This is a genomic window from Mesorhizobium sp. WSM1293 (assembly GCF_000513875.1).
GTDB classification, from domain to species: domain Bacteria; phylum Pseudomonadota; class Alphaproteobacteria; order Rhizobiales; family Rhizobiaceae; genus Mesorhizobium; species Mesorhizobium ciceri.
In genome coordinates, this window is sequence record NZ_AZUV01000033.1 from 18,953 (window position 1) to 33,501 (window position 14,549).

A 14,549-nucleotide genomic window follows, 5' to 3' on the forward strand; every position below is an offset into this window, starting at 1 on the left:
CCGGACAAGAGCGACGAAAACGCCCTTGCGCCGGCGCGGTCTATCGGGCAAACCGGCCTTCCCTTGCGATTTTCCCGCCCGAGGCCTCCATGTCCACGACGATTTCGCCGCTTGCGCCGAAGAAATACCCGAAAATGCCAGAAATCGAGGGGGTGCGCATCGCCACCGCCGAGGCCGGGATAAAGTACAAGGGCCGCACCGATCTTTTGACCATGGTCTTCGATGAAGGCACTGCGGTCGCCGGCGTGTTCACGAAATCGAAATGCCCCTCGGCGCCGGTGGATTTCTGCCGGCAGAATCTCGGCGCGGGCAAGGCGCGGGTGCTGGTCGTCAATTCGGGCAACGCCAACGCCTTCACCGGCAAGAAGGGCCGCGAGTCGACCGCACTGACCGGCGAGGCGGCGGCGAAGGCGGCCGGCTGCACGGCAGCGGAGGTTTTCATGGCCTCGACCGGCGTCATCGGCGAGCCGCTCGACACCAGCAAATTCAGCCATCTGCTCGCGGGGCTGGTCAGCAACGGCAAGCCCGAGCTGTGGACCGAAGCGGCAAAGGCGATCATGACCACGGATACCTATCCGAAAGTGGCGACCGCGACCGTCAAGCTCGGCGACACCGATGTCACCATCAACGGCATTTCCAAGGGCGCCGGCATGATCGCGCCCGACATGGCGACGATGCTCTCCTTCATCGCCACCGACGCGCCGATCGCCGCCCCTGTCCTGCAGGATCTGTTGTCGCGCGGCACGGCCAAGACTTTCAACGCGGTCACCGTCGACAGCGACACCTCGACCAGCGACACGCTGCTGATCTTCGCCACCGGCAAGGCCGCCAGGCGCGGCGCGCCGGAGATAACCGATCCCAAGGATGCCCGTATCGGCACGTTCCGCCGGGCGCTCGGCAAGGTGCTGAAATCGCTGGCGCTGCAGGTGGTGCGCGACGGCGAAGGCGCCCGCAAGCAGGTCGAAGTCACCGTCACCGGCGCCAAATCGGCGCGCTCGGCCAAGCGCATCGCGCTGTCGATCGCCAATTCGCCGCTGGTCAAAACGGCAGTCGCCGGCGAGGACGCCAATTGGGGACGCGTCGTCATGGCCGTCGGCAAGGCCGGCGAACCCGCCGATCGCGACCGGCTGTCGATCTGGTTCGGCGACAACAGGCTGGCGCATGAAGGCGAGCGCGACCCCGGCTATTCCGAGGCCGCGACGTCGGCCTACATGAAGCGCGACGACATCCGCATCCGCGCCGATATCGGCATCGGCCGCGGCAAGGCGACGGTGTGGACCTGCGACCTCACCAAGGAATATGTCGCCATCAATGGCGATTACCGGAGCTGACGGTTTTGAGCTCCAGGCATCCGGCAAGCATGCTCGCGATCGTGCGCCGTTACGAGGCGGCCGGCTTTCGCGCCTGGCCGGCGGCCGCCGTCCACTATGACGGCACCTGGGTGGTGCGGCTGACCGCCGGCCATCCGGCCAAGCGGCTGAACTCGGTCAATCCGCTCGATCCCGGCGACATCCAGCACATTGCCGACCGTATCGGCCGGGCCAGCCGCCGTTTCGATGCCTATGGCAGGCCGCTGACATTCCGCATGTCGCCGTTGTCGGGTCCCGATCTTGCCAGTCATCTCGACCGTGAGGGATGGAGCCGGTTCGACGAGTCGCTGGTCATGCGGCTGCCGCTGGCCGATGCGCAACTCGACGCTGCCATGGACCAGATCCCGCTCAAAGACATCAGCCGCTTCATCGGCGCGTCGCTCAAGGTCAGCGGTTCGGATGTTTCGCTGCGCCCCGGCCTGTCGGAGATCATCGGCGCCATCCAGCCCGAAGCCGGGCTGTTCGCGCTCGAAGATGGGTCAGAAGCGCTGGCGACGCTGATCTGCGTGCATGACGGCGATCTCGCCGGCCTGTTCGAAGTCGCCACCGACAAGTCGGCACGCAACAGGGGCCACGGCCGCAACCTGATCCTGTCGGCACTGAAATGGGCACGGCTGCGGGGCGCACGGGAAGCCTGGCTGCAGGTCGAGGCCAACAATGTGCCGGCACTGGCGCTCTACCATTCGCTCGGCTTCGAGGAAGTCTATCGCTACCACTACCGGCGGCCGCCGGGTCATGAATGATGTCGTGATTGCCGGCAAGCGCCTGCTGCTGGTCGCCGCCTGCGCGCTGGTCGATGCCGACGGCCGGGTGCTTCTGGCGCGGCGGCCTCAGGGCAAGCAACTTGCCGGGCTGTGGGAATTTCCCGGCGGCAAGGTCGAGCCGGGCGAGACGCCCGAACAATGCATCATTCGCGAACTGCATGAGGAAATCGGCATCGAAACCGACATCCCGTGCCTGGCGCCGCTCATTTTCGCCAGCCATTCCTACGACGATTTCCACCTGCTGATGCCGCTGTTCATCTGCCGCCGCTTTCGCGGTATCGCGCAGCCCAGGGAAGGGCAGGCGCTGAAATGGGTAAGGCCGAAGCAGATGCGCGAGTATCCGATGCCGCCGGCCGATGAGCCGCTGATCCCGTTCCTCATCGATCTTCTCTGAGGCTCCCGTCCGGCCGGTTCCTGGCCGAGGCGTTGTATCAGCCAGCATTAATGGAAGATTTATCTCGTCGTGAAAAATTGAAGCATGGCCGTTCGCGGCCGAGCCGTCGATTGCCGGGGAGCGATAGCATGAGCCTAGACAGGGATTGGGACTCGATCCGGCCCGAGCGGGGGTTTCGCGCCGCCGATGCGGGCATGGGCATATTGCGCATAACGCTTCTGTTCGGTTCGGCCGCGGTGGCGCTGGCGCTGATCGCAACCCCTTTCCTCGACAGCCAGACACGCTCGCTGTCGGCCCGTGACGGTTTCGGCGGGCTCGACATGGCGGCCACAGGCTCGATCGGCCATCGCGAAACCTACACGCTGCGCCGCAGCGTGCTGCAGCCGCAGCCGAGCTCGGTCTGCATCATCAGGTCCAATGGCCGGAGCAGCGGCGACTGCTGACATGGTTAAGAAATTTCGCAAAGGCGGCGGTTTCACCGCCTGTTAAGCCTTTGCCGTTAACCTTTCTTAACAGGTCGGCTGTAAGGTCCCGGACAGAGGGGTTGAGGCCATGAAAGCAGTGCTGCTGGGTTTTCTGAACGACGAGACCGGCGCCACGGCCGTCGAATATGGCGTGATCATCGCCGTGCTGTCGCTTGCCATCGTCGGCGGCATCGGTGAGGTCCGCGACGGGATCATCTGGCTGTTCAGCGACAACAACAGCAAGCTTGCGAACGCTTTCGCACCCACTCCCTGATCCGGCTTTTCCGCGCCTGGGGCAGGATCATTGCCCGTCGGGCGCCTCCAGGATTGTTTTCAGCGAGACCTTGGCCGACCCTGGCTTCAGCGGCTTTTGCTGTGAAGCGTCGGGCGCCCAGCCGGACATCCAGACAATCGAGAAACTTGCCCTGACGCGGCCGTCGGGGTCGGAAAACCGCTCGGCGTAGATTTCCGCCGCACGGGCAAACAGCTTGCGCGAGCCCGGCCGCCGGCTGCGATCGGTGAGCGCATTGGTCTCGCCCATGGCCCGCAGATCCGCGATCAGGTTGAACAGGCTGGCATAGCGCACCGTCACCGTCTCGACGTCGGCGACCGGCAGAGCGAGACCGGCGCGCTGCAGCAGCGCACCGGCATCGCGCACGTCGGTGAACGGGGCGACACGCGGGCTGGCGCCGCCGTAAAGCTCGGTCTCGGCCGCAAGCAGGCTTTCGCGCAACTCGAAAAGCGTACCGGCGCCGGCAAAGGCGCCGAGGAAAAGCCCATCCGGCCGCAACGCACGGCGGATCTGGATCAGCATGCCTGGGATGTCGTTCATGGCCTGCAGCGACAAGAGCGACACCGCCAGATCGAGGCTTTCCGGCTCGAACGGCACGGTTTCAAGCGGTGCGATCAGGCCGGCATCGCCACCGCTCAGGAAAGCCGTATCCGTCTCGACGCGGACAATGTCGGCGACCTTGCCGCTTTCAGCGAGCGTTTCGGCCGCCGCCGGCGTCTGGCAAAACAGCACGGCCGCCTTGCCGAACCGGCGCTCGACGGCGCCCAGCCGGTCGGCAAGGTCCTCGGCCGTGCGACGCATGAGGAAGTCCGCGCCGTCGACCGGACGGGCAAGCGCGCGCCGCTTGTGCGTCAGCCACAGAGAGGTATCCATTATTGGCTGCAACGGGCAGATCCTTTGTTTGTCCACGCTCCGAGATCGTTGATATAGTGGCGCGCAGGAGCAACCACGTGGCCGATCCGATGCCCAAGATCAAGTCCATCGGGATCACGAACCTGGCCCGGTCGGTTGTCGGCTGGCCGGCGCGGATGCTGTTTCCGCCGGTCTGCGCCGGTTGCCGCCGGCATGTCTCGCAACCGGGCGTGCTGTGCGGCGCCTGCTGGCCGAAGCTCAGGCTGCTGGAGCGGCCATGGTGCCCTGTCATGGGTACGCCGTTCACCCACCATATGGGCGAAGGCTTTCTGTCGGCCGAGGCGATTGCCGATCCGCCGCCTTTCGAGCGGGCGCGGGCGGCGGTCGCCTATTCCGGCGTTGCGCGCCAGATGGTGCAAGGGTTGAAATACCAGGATCGCACGGATCTGGCACCTTGGATGGCGCGCTGGATGATGCGTGCGGGTGCCGATCTCATCGCCGAAGCGGATGTGGTGGTGCCGGTGCCGCTGCACTGGCGGCGGTTTTTCAGGCGGCGCTTCAACCAGTCGGCGGAACTGGCAAGGGCGGTGTCGGCACTTAGCGGATTGCCCTTCGCCCCCTCGGCGGTGCGGCGCGTGAAACTCACCCGCCAGCAGGTCGGGTTGGAGCGCGGCGAACGCGAGGAGAATGTGCGGGCCGCGTTCCGGGTGCCCGCCGAGGCGGAAATCCAGATCGCCGGCCGCAGGGTGCTTTTGGTCGACGATGTCTACACCACCGGCGCCACGGTGCGTTCCGCCACCAAGGCGCTGAAAAGGGGAGGTGCGGCCGCCGTCGACGTGCTGACCTTTGCGCGTGTGTTGCCGGGGGACTTTCGGGCGGACGAGTCCGCGACTATATAAGTCGGCAACGAACAGCGGAAATTCGTCATGACCGATGTCACGATCTACACCCGCATGATGTGCGGCTATTGCACGGCAGCCAAGCGGCTGCTCGAGCGCAAGGGCATAGCCTTTACCGAGCACGATGCCTCCTTCTCGCCGGAATTGCGCCAGGAGATGATCTCCCGGGCGCATGGCCGCACGACCTTTCCGCAGATTTTCATCGGCGATACGCATGTCGGCGGCTGTGACGACCTGCACGAGATGGAGGCCGAAGGCCGGCTGGACAAATTGCTCGCCAACGGCGCGACGAATTAAGGGAATGACGATGGGTGTTTTCAAGGCCGCTGCGATCCAGATGCGTTCGGGCGAGAGCCCAGAGCGCAACGCCGTCGATCTCGAACGGCTGGTGCGTGAAGCAGCCAGCCTGGGTGCCACCTACATCCAGACGCCGGAAATGACCGGGGCGCTGATCCGCGACAAGGAAGCTCGCGCCGCATCGTTCACGTCGGAGGACAAGGACATCGTCGTCGCGACCGCGCGCAGGCTGGCCAAGGAGCTCGGCATCTTCCTGCATATCGGCTCGACCGCCATTCTGCGCGCCGACGGCAAGCTCGCCAACCGGGCGCTGCTGTTCGGGCCGGATGGTGCTGCGCTCGCCGCCTACGACAAGATCCACATGTTCGACGTCGATCTCGACAATGGCGAGAGCTGGCGTGAGTCCGCCGCCTATGAACCGGGAACCGAGGCCGTCGTCACCGACATCGAGGGTGCAAAGCTCGGCTTCGCCGTTTGCTACGATCTGCGCTTTCCGCAACTCTTCCGCGCCGAGGCGTTGGCCGGCGCAGACCTGCTTTCCGTACCGGCTGCCTTCACCCGCCAGACGGGCGAGGCGCACTGGCACGTGCTACTCAGGGCGCGCGCCATCGAGAACGGCGCCTATGTCGTCGCCGCCGCGCAGGGTGGCTTGCATGAAGACGGCCGCGAGACTTACGGCCATTCGCTGATCGTCGATCCGTGGGGCCGGATCATTGCGGAAGCCGCGCATGACGAACCGGCGGTGATCGTCGCCGAGATCGACCCGGCGCAGTCGCTTGCCGCGCGCAAGAAGATCCCCAATCTCAGGAATGCGCGGGATTTCGCCGTCAATGCCGGCTCGGGCGAGGCGCCGCGGCTCAGGGGTGCAGCCTCTTGATCCGCTTTGCCCTGATCTGCGAGCACGAGCACGAATTCGAAGGCTGGTTCCGCAGCAACGACGATTTCGACACCCAGAAGAAGCGCGGCTTCGTCGATTGCCCGAGCTGCGGTTCGCACAAGGTGCAGAAAGCACTGATGGCGCCGGCCGTCTCCACGGCGCGCAAGCAGGAAACCATAGCGCTGGCCATGGGCGAGGCGCAGAAGCAGGCTTTGGCGCAGCTGAAGGCGATGGCCGAGAAGGTGCGCGAGAATGCCGATTATGTCGGCGACAAGTTCGCCGAGGAAGCGCGAAAGATCCATTTCGGCGAGAGCGACCCGCGTGGCATCTATGGCGAGGCGACGCTGGACGAAGCCAAGAGCCTGGTCGAGGACGGCGTCGAGTTCATGCCGATCCCGGTGTTTCCGGACGACCGCAACTGAGTTCCGAGGGAGCTTTGCGCGACCCAGAAGCGATTGAGCCGCGACGCAGCATAAGAGCCGTCGTTGGCCGATTGGCCCGCTGGGGCGCCGTCAAGCTTAGCGGTACCCGAACGATCGACGGGTTGCTCATCATCAGCGACAAGGGCACCGACAAGATCGTCGAGGCGCTTCAGCTTATTCGTGATTTTGATCCAGTGCGCTACAGACGGCTGCTTGGTGACGTAAGACAGGTATTTGTCACAACCCTTCCTGCTTCCGTCGCGCAATGGGCAAACTCTTCTAAGGCATGCGAATTGGACGAGCGCCATATCATCAGCGAAGAGACGACGCCGGAATTGGTCGCTTCGATTATCGTCCATGAGGCCACCCACGCGCGGCTTATGCGATGCGGTATCGGCTACGAAGAGGCGTTGCGGGATCGCGTCGAGCAGGTCTGTCTGCGTCGAGAAATAGCCTTTGCGGCCAGATTGCCGACAGGAAAGGGCCGGGGCCAGCAAGCTGAAGCGACACTTGAGGCCATGCCGGACTTTTCCGACAAGGCGATGAGTGAGCGAAATCTCAGTGGTTTGCGAGATGCTCTGCTCTACCTCAACATGCCGACCCGGCTTGTCCACCTCACCGTATCATACCAGCGCTGGAAACACCGGCGCCGGTTCTCGCGGCAGCCTATGAACTGACCGGCTAGAGCATTTCACCGTTTCACGGAAACGGCGAGCTGCTCTAACTCTTTGTTTTGACGCAATACTAGACGGAAAACTTTTCCTAGAATTGCTCTAGCCCACACTCCCGATCAATTTCTCAAGCAGCCGAGAGAGCGTCTCCTGTTCGGCCGGCGTCAAGCCCGAGAGAACCTCGTGTTCGTTGGCCACGTGGGCGGTAACGGCCTCATCGATCAAGGCCAGGCCCTTGTCGGTCAGCCTCACGACAATGCCGCGCCTATCGTTGGGATGCGGCCCGCGAAGGATCAATCCGGACGTCTCGAGCCGGTCGAGCCTGTTGGTCATGGCGCCTGATGTCACCATCGTCGCTTCATAGAGGGCGGTTGGCGTCAGCGCGTAGGGAGAGCCTGAACGGCGCAGCGTTGCCAGCACGTCGAATTCCCCGGACTGCAATCTATAACGGGCAAACAACGGCGCCAGGCGCTCGCGGGCGATCAGCGAGGAGGCCTCGTTCAGCCGTCCGAGCACACCCATCGGCGAGACATCCAGATCGGGCCGCTCCCGCTTCCATTGCTCGATCGCTCGTGCTGCCCTGTCCAATTGTCTCACCATCATATATCTTGACGTTAAGAATCTTTCCATTATCTTATCGTAACATGCAATGCCGGCCAAGGGCCGCGCTACAGGATTCGGTCAATGAAACTTCTCTGGGATTCGGCGCTCGGCCTGCTGGTCGTCACCGGCGGCCTGCTCGGCCTGACGCTACCGTTCGGCAAGCTCGCCACGGCTGCCGGCGTGCCGGCCATGGTCTGGGCCTTCGTCATCTCGCTCGGCGCCGGCGGGGTCTTGCTGTGCATGCTCTTGGCTCGCGGCAAGCGGGTCCGGCTCACCGCGCACAAATTGCGCTATTTCTTCGTCACCGCCGCGGTGTCCTATGCTGTCCCCAATCTCCTGATGTTCTCGGCCATCCCGCATCTGGGCGCCGGCTACACCGGCATCATGTTCACGCTGTCGCCGGTCATCACGCTGGTGTTCTCGATCCTGCTGCGTGTCCGGCGCCCCAACATGCTGGGCATTGCCGGCATCGCCGTCGGCTTCGTCGGCGCCGTCATGGTCGCGGTGACGCGCGGCGAGGCCGGCCAGCCGGCCGATTTGTTCTGGGTGGCGATGGGGTTGCTCATCCCGGTCAGCCTTGCCGCCGGCAACATCTATCGCACGGTCGACTGGCCGGACGGTACCGGCCCGATCGAGCTTGCCGTCGGCAGCCATCTGGCGTCGGCGGCGATGCTGCTTGCCGGCATTCTCCTCCTGTTCGGCGGCGAAGCTTTCGTCCCACTCGGCGGCGTGCCGCTGGTCGTCGTCGCGCAGGTTGCGTCGGCATCGGCGATGTTCGCGTTCTTCTTCCGGCTGCAGGCGGTCGGCGGTCCGGTCTATCTCAGCCAGATCGGTTATGTGGCGGCGGCCGTCGGCCTGTTTGCCGGAACCCTCTTCCTCGGCGAGCACTATCAACTGCTGACCTGGGCAGGCGCGCTCATCATCACCGCCGGCGTGTTCATCACCACCAGGGCACAAAGCCAGAAGGCGTGAGCGGTCGCAGGGGATCCGAACTGCCTTCGCGCCTGGAGCCGATCTCACCTGAATTTGTATCCAGATCTGCTTTATCTTCTTGTTTGAGCGTGGTCTTTTCCGAGGACCTTTCCCTTTTTGGAATCGTGCTCTGGAGCAAGCCATGACCGAACCGAAGACATCCGAGGGGACTGCCGTCGATGTAGCTGATTTTCGCGCCGCGATGCGGCTGATCGTCGGCAATGTCAGCGTCATCACCGCCGGCACCGGCGAGGACCGCTCCGGTCTGGTGGTCATTTCGGTCGTCTCGCTGTCGGCCGAGCCGCCCAAGGTGATCGCCTGTGTCAACCGGTCATCGTCGACCTGGCCGGTGATCGAACGCTACCGGCATTTCGGCGTCAACTCGCTTGGCCCCCAGCATCAGCGCGTGGCCGAGCGGTTCTCCGGCTTCGGCGGCATCAAGGGCAAGGACCGCTATGAGGGCGCCGAATGGGTGACGCTCAAGACCGGAGCCTTGCTGCTTTCGGATGCGGTGGCCGCATTCGACTGCAGCCTCGACGAGATGATCGATCGCGGCACGCATTCCATCGTCATCGGTTCGGTCGAGGCCGTGCGCACGTCCGATGCCGGCCAGGCGCTGATCTACTGGCGCGGCGGCTACCGGCCGCTGAATTCTGAATAAGGTCAGACCGAGCCTTTTTCCGCCAGGACCATGTAGTTGACGTCCATGTCCTTCGACCGCGCCCAGCGGTCGGCCAGCGGATTGTAGGTGACGCCGGTGCTGTCGATGATGGTCAGGCCGGCGCCGCCAAGCGCCTTTTCGAGCTCTTCCGGGCGCACCAGCTTGCCGAACTGGTGGGTGCCGCGCGGCAGCCAGCGCAGCACATATTCGGCGCCGATGATGGCTAAGCCCAGCGCCTTCAGCGTGCGGTTGATGGTGGCCACGAACATGATGCCGCCGGGCCGCACCATCTCGCCGCATTTGGCGACGAACAGGTCGATGTCGGCGACATGCTCGACCACTTCCATGTTGAGGATGACGTCGAATTTCTCGCCGGCGTCGGCAAGGTCCTCGGCCGTCGTGGCGCGATAGTCGACGCTGACATTGCCTTCGGCGGCGTGCAGCTTGGCCACTTCGATGTTGGTTTCGGAGGCATCCGCGCCCACAACCTCGGCGCCAAGCCGCGCCATCGGCTCGCACAAAAGTCCGCCGCCGCAACCGATGTCGAGGATGCGCAGTCCCTCGAAAGGCCTTGCAGCGCGTGGGTCACGGCCGAAGCGCGTCGCTATCTGGTCGCGGATATAGGCCAGCCGGACCGGATTGAATTTGTGCAGGGGACGGAACTTGCCGTTCGGGTTCCACCATTCGGCGGCAAGGGCGGAAAAGCGTTCCACTTCTCCGGCATCGATCGTCGATCGTCGGGGCTCTGGCATAGGTTGGTCTCCTCGACACTACAGCGCCGCGCGTCCTCTTGGACGCGCAAAGGACGCTGTAGCACTTTAGATTCTGCGCATGAACCTTTCCGAAATCGACTTCGATTTCGGGGCCATGCGCTAGGAAGTCGGGCGTGAAGCCGCGAATGTCAAGGCAACAATTTTCCTCTGCCGGCAGGGAGCCGGATTCTGTCAGGGCATGTCAGCTGGAGTGCGCCGCGGTGAACACAATTGGCCTGGCGGGCGAAGGAACACATCATCGTTTTGAACTCGAAGGAGGTGACGATGACAGCAATGACGGCTTCGATCCTCTGGCATCGGCTGGACGTGGAGGGGCATGATGCCTGTCTGCTTGCGCAGACCGATGGCGGGCACAGCCTCAAGGGACAAGCCATCTTCATCCAGGACGGCAAGCCGTGCTGCCTCGCCTACGGGGTGGATTGCGATGCCGGCTGGCACACACGGGCGGCGCTTGTCGAAGGCTTTCTCGGCACGCGCCAGCTGCACTATGCGATCGAACGCGATTTCAACGGCCAGTGGACGCTGAACGGCGAAGTCCAGCAGGGTGTCGACGGTCTTGTCGACGTCGATCTTGGCTTCACACCGGCATCGAACCTGCTGGCGATCCGCCGGTATGGCCTCGGGATCGGCGAAGCGTCGCCTGCCCCGGCCGCCTACCTGACTTTCCCTGAACTGAGCCTGGTGCGCCTCGATCAGACCTATCGGCGTCTCGACACGGTTCGCTATGCCTATGCCGCGCCGGTGTTCGGCTATGACGAGACCCTCAACGTCTCGCCGCACGGCTTCGTTGTCGACTATCCCGGCCTTTGGAGAAGCGCGGCTGCGTCAGGCTGAAGCGATTGTGATCAGTCCGCTGCGACCTGCGTCGTGCCAAGCACGTCACGCAGTTTCGCTGCCAGTTGCTCGATGGTGAAGGGCTTGGCGAGGAAATGCACGTCGTGGTCGAGCACGCCGTTGTGGACCACGGCGTTCCTGGTGAAGCCGGTGGTGAAGATCACCTTCAGCAGCGGCATGCGGGCAACGGCCTCTTCCGCCAGCTTGCGGCCGTTCATGACGGGCATGACGATGTCGGTGAACAGCAGGGCGACCTTCGGGTTTTCCGCCAGTTTCTGCAACGCTTCCTCGCCACTCGCGGCATCAATGACGGTGTATCCGAGTTCGCGTATGGCCTCGGTGGTGGAGACCCGCACGCGGGCATCATCCTCGACGACAAGGATCGTTTCGGCGACCGGTGCGGCGGAGTTGTCGCCGCGCCCGGTGGGCACGGCCGGCTCTTCGGCGCCGAAATACCGCGGCAAGTAGATCTTGATTGTCGTGCCTTCGCCGGGCTCGGAATAGATGTTGACGTGGCCGCCCGACTGTTTGACGAAGCCGAACACCTGGCTCAATCCAAGGCCGGTGCCCTTGTTGACCGGCTTGGTGGTGAAGAAGGGTTCGAAGGCCTTGGCCATGACATCGGGGGTCATGCCCGAACCGGTATCGCTGACGGCGATCATCACATACTGGCCGGCCGCGACTTCTGCATGGGCGGCGGCGTAGCTGTCGTCGAGATGGCTGTTGGCGGTCTCGATGGTCAGCTTGCCGTCATCGCCCATGGCGTCGCGGGCGTTGACGGCCAGGTTGAGAACGGCGTTCTCGATCTGGCTCGGGTCGGCATGGGTTTTCCACAAGCCTCCCGCCAGCACCGTTTCGATGCGGATGGTTTCGCCGAGTGCCCTACGGATCAGGTCGGACATCCCGGTCAGCAGGCGGTTGGCGTCGACGATCTGCGGCGCCAGCGGCTGCTGACGCGAGAAGGCGAGCAGCCGGGCCGTCAGATTGGCGGCACGGGTCGCGGCATCGATCGCCGCGTCGATGAATTGTGCGATGTCGTGCTCGCCGCGCGCCAGCTTGCGCTGGGCGAGGTTCATGGCGCTGATGATCACCGCCAGCATGTTGTTGAAGTCGTGGGCGATGCCGCCTGTAAGCTGGCCGACTGCCTCCATCTTGTGCATCTGGCGGATCTGGGATTCTGCCTTTTCACGTGTCTCGATCTCACTGCCGAGCGCGACGTTCTTGCGCACCAACTCCTCCTGGGCGACGACCACCTCAAGGAAGCGGCGGCGCGATTCCCTGATCGCGTAGCCGGCAAGCAGGAAGATCGCCAGCAGTGCCGCCACCGAACCGATGCGTAGCCAGGTCTCGACCTGGTCGGTATGCGCGTCGCGCGCGGCGACGGCTGCGGCGCTGATGCGTCGGACCGTATCCATGCTGGTTCGGATTTCGTCCATGACTGCCTTGCCCTGGCCGCTGCGAATCAGATCCAGCGCTTTCGTCGCATTGCCCTGGTCGTACAGGGCAATCGTCTCGGCCAGTTCAGCCTGCTTTTGCGAAAGCGCGTCCTTGATGTGGTTGATCGGCTGGACGAACTGGTCGTCGGGGGCGGTCAAGCTGTCGATACGGGCAAGTTGCCCCGGAATGGCGCCGACAGCGCTCCGGTAGGGTTCGAGATAGGATTTCTCGCCGGTCAGCAGGTAGCCACGCTGGCCGTTCTCGGCTTCCTGTGCCAGAGAAAGCAGACCCGAAAGCAATTGCTGATATTCGATTGCCTCGCGCGCGGCGGCGCGGTTGGCCCGCTGTTCCTCGACCAGCATGGCACGGCTGCCGACAATAAGCGCCAGCACCGCAAAGCCTGCGACAAGCGGGAGCGATTGCCATCGCATGGCACGTCGAAACCGAGCAATCATCATCTGCTATGCCGAACCAAAAGAATTCCCCGCAGGCAGCATTTCGTAGGCGGCGCCGGGGCGGAAGGCAATATGCCGGCTTCTGGAGCCGGCAATTGGCCGCCAGCCTTGCGAAACCTTCGTCATTTGGCTAAGGAGGCCGCGCATTCAGCGGCCGGCGTCAGCCGGCCTTCCGCTTTTCGGGATTCCGGCTTTTGGCTGGGATCCGGCTTCAGGCAAAGGCATTTCGCTCCCATGGCGCGCATCGTGATGAAATTCGGCGGAACCTCGGTCGCCGACATCGCCCGCATCCGCAACGTGGCGCGTCACGTCAAACGCGAGGTCGACGCCGGCCATGAGGTGGCGGTGGTCGTTTCGGCGATGGCCGGGAAGACCAACGAACTGGTCGGCTGGACGCGCGAGGCCTCGCCGATGCATGACGCACGCGAATATGATGCGGTCGTCGCTTCCGGCGAGCAGGTCACGGCCGGCCTGCTGGCCATCACTTTGCAGAACATGGGCGTGCACGCCCGCTCCTGGCAGGGCTGGCAGATCCCGATCAAGACCGATAATGCGCATGGGGCGGCGCGCATCCTCGACATTGACGGTGCGTTCCTGATCAAGCGCTTCGGCGAGGGCCAGGTGGCGGTGATTGCCGGGTTCCAGGGCATCGGCCCGGACAATCGTATTGCCACGCTCGGCCGCGGCGGCTCCGACACCAGTGCTGTCGCCATCGCTGCGGCGGTCAAAGCCGATCGCTGTGACATCTACACCGATGTCGACGGGGTCTACACCACCGATCCACGCATCGAGCCCAAGGCGCGGCGGCTGGCCAAGATCTCGTTCGAGGAAATGCTTGAAATGGCCTCGCTCGGCGCCAAGGTTCTGCAGGTGCGTTCGGTCGAGCTTGCCATGGTGCACAGGGTGCGTACCTTCGTGCGGTCGTCCTTCGACGATCCCGATGCGCCCGGAATGGGGGATTTGCTCAATCCGCCCGGAACGCTCATTTGCGACGAGGAAGAGATCGTGGAACAGCAGGTCGTCACCGGAATTGCCTACGCCAAGGACGAAGCGCAGATTTCACTGCGCCGGGTCGGCGACCGGCCGGGCGTTGCCGCCGGCATCTTCGGGCCGCTGGCCGAGGCCAACATCAATGTCGACATGATCGTCCAGAACATTTCCGAGGACGGCAAGTTCACCGACATGACCTTTACCGTGCCGTCGGGCGATGTCGACAAGGCGCTGGCCGTGCTTGAACGCCTCAAGGCCTCGATCGGCTACGATGTCGTGCAGTCGGAAGCCGGCATGTCGAAGGTTTCGGTCATCGGCATCGGCATGAGGAGCCATGCCGGCGTCGCCGCCACCGCTTTCAAGGCGCTGGCCGACAAATCGATCAACATCCGCGCCATCACGACCTCGGAGATCAAGATTTCGATCCTGATCGACGGCCCGTATACGGAACTTGCGGTTCGTACTTTGCATTCCGTCTACGGTCTGGATAAGCAGTAGCGAGAACGATTTGAGTTGTTGCGT

At 63.9% G+C, this 14,549-nt stretch carries 18 protein-coding genes; 14 read left to right on the forward strand and 4 right to left on the reverse strand.

Annotated elements, in window-relative coordinates; all coding sequences use genetic code 11:
* The first annotated feature begins 89 nt into the window (after positions 1-89).
* The 5 genes from argJ (at position 90) to M729_RS0127860 (ending at position 3,266) form a co-directional block, all read left to right on the forward strand.
* Complete coding sequence (gene argJ / locus M729_RS0127840) at positions 90-1,331, forward strand: bifunctional glutamate N-acetyltransferase/amino-acid acetyltransferase ArgJ (RefSeq protein ID WP_027163510.1); 1,242 nt, start codon at positions 90-92, stop codon at positions 1,329-1,331.
* A 29-nt stretch (positions 1,332-1,360) separates the two neighbouring features.
* A complete protein-coding gene (locus M729_RS0127845) occupies positions 1,361-2,113 on the forward strand; it encodes a GNAT family N-acetyltransferase (RefSeq protein WP_013529443.1) in 753 nt (250 codons plus the stop codon).
* Positions 2,106-2,528: an 8-oxo-dGTP diphosphatase MutT gene (mutT, locus tag M729_RS0127850; protein ID WP_027163511.1), complete on the forward strand. Its 423-nt coding sequence runs from the start codon at positions 2,106-2,108 to the stop codon at positions 2,526-2,528. The genes M729_RS0127845 and mutT overlap by 8 nt, the downstream gene beginning before the upstream one ends.
* Positions 2,529-2,656: 128 nt before the next feature.
* Positions 2,657-2,971 carry a hypothetical protein gene (locus M729_RS0127855; protein WP_013529445.1) on the forward strand — a complete coding sequence of 105 codons (315 nt, stop codon included), beginning with the start codon at positions 2,657-2,659 and terminating at the stop codon, positions 2,969-2,971.
* Positions 2,972-3,080: 109 nt separating this feature from the next.
* Positions 3,081-3,266: a Flp family type IVb pilin gene (locus M729_RS0127860; RefSeq protein ID WP_013529446.1), complete on the forward strand. Its 186-nt coding sequence runs from the start codon at positions 3,081-3,083 to the stop codon at positions 3,264-3,266.
* Between the two features lie 27 nt (positions 3,267-3,293).
* Here the strand turns inward: M729_RS0127860 and M729_RS0127865 are convergent, their stop codons facing one another.
* Positions 3,294-4,169 carry a methyltransferase domain-containing protein gene (locus M729_RS0127865; RefSeq protein WP_024503791.1) on the reverse strand — a complete coding sequence of 292 codons (876 nt, stop codon included), beginning with the start codon at positions 4,167-4,169 and terminating at the stop codon, positions 3,294-3,296.
* Positions 4,170-4,234: 65 nt separating this feature from the next.
* Between M729_RS0127865 and M729_RS0127870 the strand changes: the two genes are divergently transcribed.
* From M729_RS0127870 to M729_RS0127890, 5 genes are read left to right on the forward strand one after another with little or no spacing between them, the layout of a single operon-like run.
* Positions 4,235-5,035 (forward strand): ComF family protein, encoded by an 801-nt coding sequence (locus M729_RS0127870; RefSeq protein WP_027163512.1) that lies wholly within the window; start codon positions 4,235-4,237, stop codon positions 5,033-5,035.
* Positions 5,036-5,062: 27 nt separating this feature from the next.
* Positions 5,063-5,332 (forward strand): glutaredoxin 3, encoded by a 270-nt coding sequence (grxC, locus tag M729_RS0127875; protein ID WP_027163513.1) that lies wholly within the window; start codon positions 5,063-5,065, stop codon positions 5,330-5,332.
* Positions 5,333-5,342: 10 nt separating this feature from the next.
* Positions 5,343-6,209, forward strand: a complete 867-nt coding sequence (locus M729_RS0127880) for a carbon-nitrogen hydrolase family protein (RefSeq protein WP_027163514.1) — start codon at positions 5,343-5,345, stop codon at positions 6,207-6,209.
* Positions 6,206-6,631 carry a DUF1178 family protein gene (locus tag M729_RS0127885; RefSeq protein ID WP_013529451.1) on the forward strand — a complete coding sequence of 142 codons (426 nt, stop codon included), beginning with the start codon at positions 6,206-6,208 and terminating at the stop codon, positions 6,629-6,631. Before M729_RS0127880 ends, M729_RS0127885 begins: the two co-directional genes overlap by 4 nt.
* Positions 6,632-6,645: 14 nt before the next feature.
* Entirely contained in the window at positions 6,646-7,308 is a 663-nt protein-coding gene (locus tag M729_RS0127890; RefSeq protein WP_084652740.1) for a hypothetical protein, read from the forward strand.
* Between the two features lie 96 nt (positions 7,309-7,404).
* Here the strand turns inward: M729_RS0127890 and M729_RS0127895 are convergent, their stop codons facing one another.
* A complete protein-coding gene (locus M729_RS0127895; RefSeq protein WP_027163516.1) occupies positions 7,405-7,890 on the reverse strand; it encodes a MarR family transcriptional regulator in 486 nt (161 codons plus the stop codon).
* A gap of 96 nt (positions 7,891-7,986) precedes the next feature.
* Here M729_RS0127895 and M729_RS0127900 point away from each other — a divergent pair, with 96 nt between their 5' ends.
* Positions 7,987-8,877: a DMT family transporter gene (locus M729_RS0127900; protein ID WP_013529454.1), complete on the forward strand. Its 891-nt coding sequence runs from the start codon at positions 7,987-7,989 to the stop codon at positions 8,875-8,877.
* Between the two features lie 142 nt (positions 8,878-9,019).
* Positions 9,020-9,538 carry a flavin reductase family protein gene (locus tag M729_RS0127905; protein ID WP_013529455.1) on the forward strand — a complete coding sequence of 173 codons (519 nt, stop codon included), beginning with the start codon at positions 9,020-9,022 and terminating at the stop codon, positions 9,536-9,538.
* 2 nt (positions 9,539-9,540) lie between these two features.
* On the opposite strand, the gene ubiG is transcribed toward M729_RS0127905, so the two are convergent.
* Positions 9,541-10,290: a bifunctional 2-polyprenyl-6-hydroxyphenol methylase/3-demethylubiquinol 3-O-methyltransferase UbiG gene (gene ubiG / locus M729_RS0127910; RefSeq protein WP_027163517.1), complete on the reverse strand. Its 750-nt coding sequence runs from the start codon at positions 10,288-10,290 to the stop codon at positions 9,541-9,543.
* Between the two features lie 285 nt (positions 10,291-10,575).
* On the opposite strand from ubiG, the gene M729_RS0127915 reads away from it, so the two are divergent.
* A complete protein-coding gene (locus M729_RS0127915; RefSeq protein ID WP_027163518.1) occupies positions 10,576-11,145 on the forward strand; it encodes a putative glycolipid-binding domain-containing protein in 570 nt (189 codons plus the stop codon).
* 11 nt (positions 11,146-11,156) lie between these two features.
* Here M729_RS0127915 and M729_RS0127920 read toward each other — a convergent pair whose 3' ends face one another.
* Positions 11,157-13,013 carry a CHASE3 domain-containing protein gene (locus tag M729_RS0127920; protein ID WP_027163519.1) on the reverse strand — a complete coding sequence of 619 codons (1,857 nt, stop codon included), beginning with the start codon at positions 13,011-13,013 and terminating at the stop codon, positions 11,157-11,159.
* Positions 13,014-13,271: 258 nt separating this feature from the next.
* On the opposite strand from M729_RS0127920, the gene M729_RS0127925 reads away from it, so the two are divergent.
* Positions 13,272-14,525, forward strand: a complete 1,254-nt coding sequence (locus tag M729_RS0127925; RefSeq protein ID WP_013529459.1) for an aspartate kinase — start codon at positions 13,272-13,274, stop codon at positions 14,523-14,525.
* Positions 14,526-14,549: the final 24 nt, after the last annotated feature.

What these genes read in the sequence shown, in the direction of transcription:
- argJ (WP_027163510.1), top strand. Translation starts at nt 90, where the DNA reads ATGTCCACGACGATTTCGCCGCTTGCGCCGAAGAAATACCCGAAAATG.
- grxC (WP_027163513.1), top strand. Translation starts at nt 5,063, where the DNA reads ATGACCGATGTCACGATCTACACCCGCATGATGTGCGGCTATTGCACG.
- M729_RS0127900 (WP_013529454.1), top strand. Translation starts at nt 7,987, where the DNA reads ATGAAACTTCTCTGGGATTCGGCGCTCGGCCTGCTGGTCGTCACCGGC.
- M729_RS0127845 (WP_013529443.1), top strand. Translation starts at nt 1,361, where the DNA reads ATGCTCGCGATCGTGCGCCGTTACGAGGCGGCCGGCTTTCGCGCCTGG.
- M729_RS0127860 (WP_013529446.1), top strand. Translation starts at nt 3,081, where the DNA reads ATGAAAGCAGTGCTGCTGGGTTTTCTGAACGACGAGACCGGCGCCACG.
- ubiG (WP_027163517.1), bottom strand. Translation starts at nt 10,290, where the DNA reads ATGCCAGAGCCCCGACGATCGACGATCGATGCCGGAGAAGTGGAACGC.
- M729_RS0127925 (WP_013529459.1), top strand. Translation starts at nt 13,272, where the DNA reads ATGGCGCGCATCGTGATGAAATTCGGCGGAACCTCGGTCGCCGACATC.
- M729_RS0127855 (WP_013529445.1), top strand. Translation starts at nt 2,657, where the DNA reads ATGAGCCTAGACAGGGATTGGGACTCGATCCGGCCCGAGCGGGGGTTT.
- M729_RS0127880 (WP_027163514.1), top strand. Translation starts at nt 5,343, where the DNA reads ATGGGTGTTTTCAAGGCCGCTGCGATCCAGATGCGTTCGGGCGAGAGC.
- M729_RS0127905 (WP_013529455.1), top strand. Translation starts at nt 9,020, where the DNA reads ATGACCGAACCGAAGACATCCGAGGGGACTGCCGTCGATGTAGCTGAT.
- mutT (WP_027163511.1), top strand. Translation starts at nt 2,106, where the DNA reads ATGAATGATGTCGTGATTGCCGGCAAGCGCCTGCTGCTGGTCGCCGCC.
- M729_RS0127915 (WP_027163518.1), top strand. Translation starts at nt 10,576, where the DNA reads ATGACAGCAATGACGGCTTCGATCCTCTGGCATCGGCTGGACGTGGAG.
- M729_RS0127920 (WP_027163519.1), bottom strand. Translation starts at nt 13,013, where the DNA reads ATGCGATGGCAATCGCTCCCGCTTGTCGCAGGCTTTGCGGTGCTGGCG.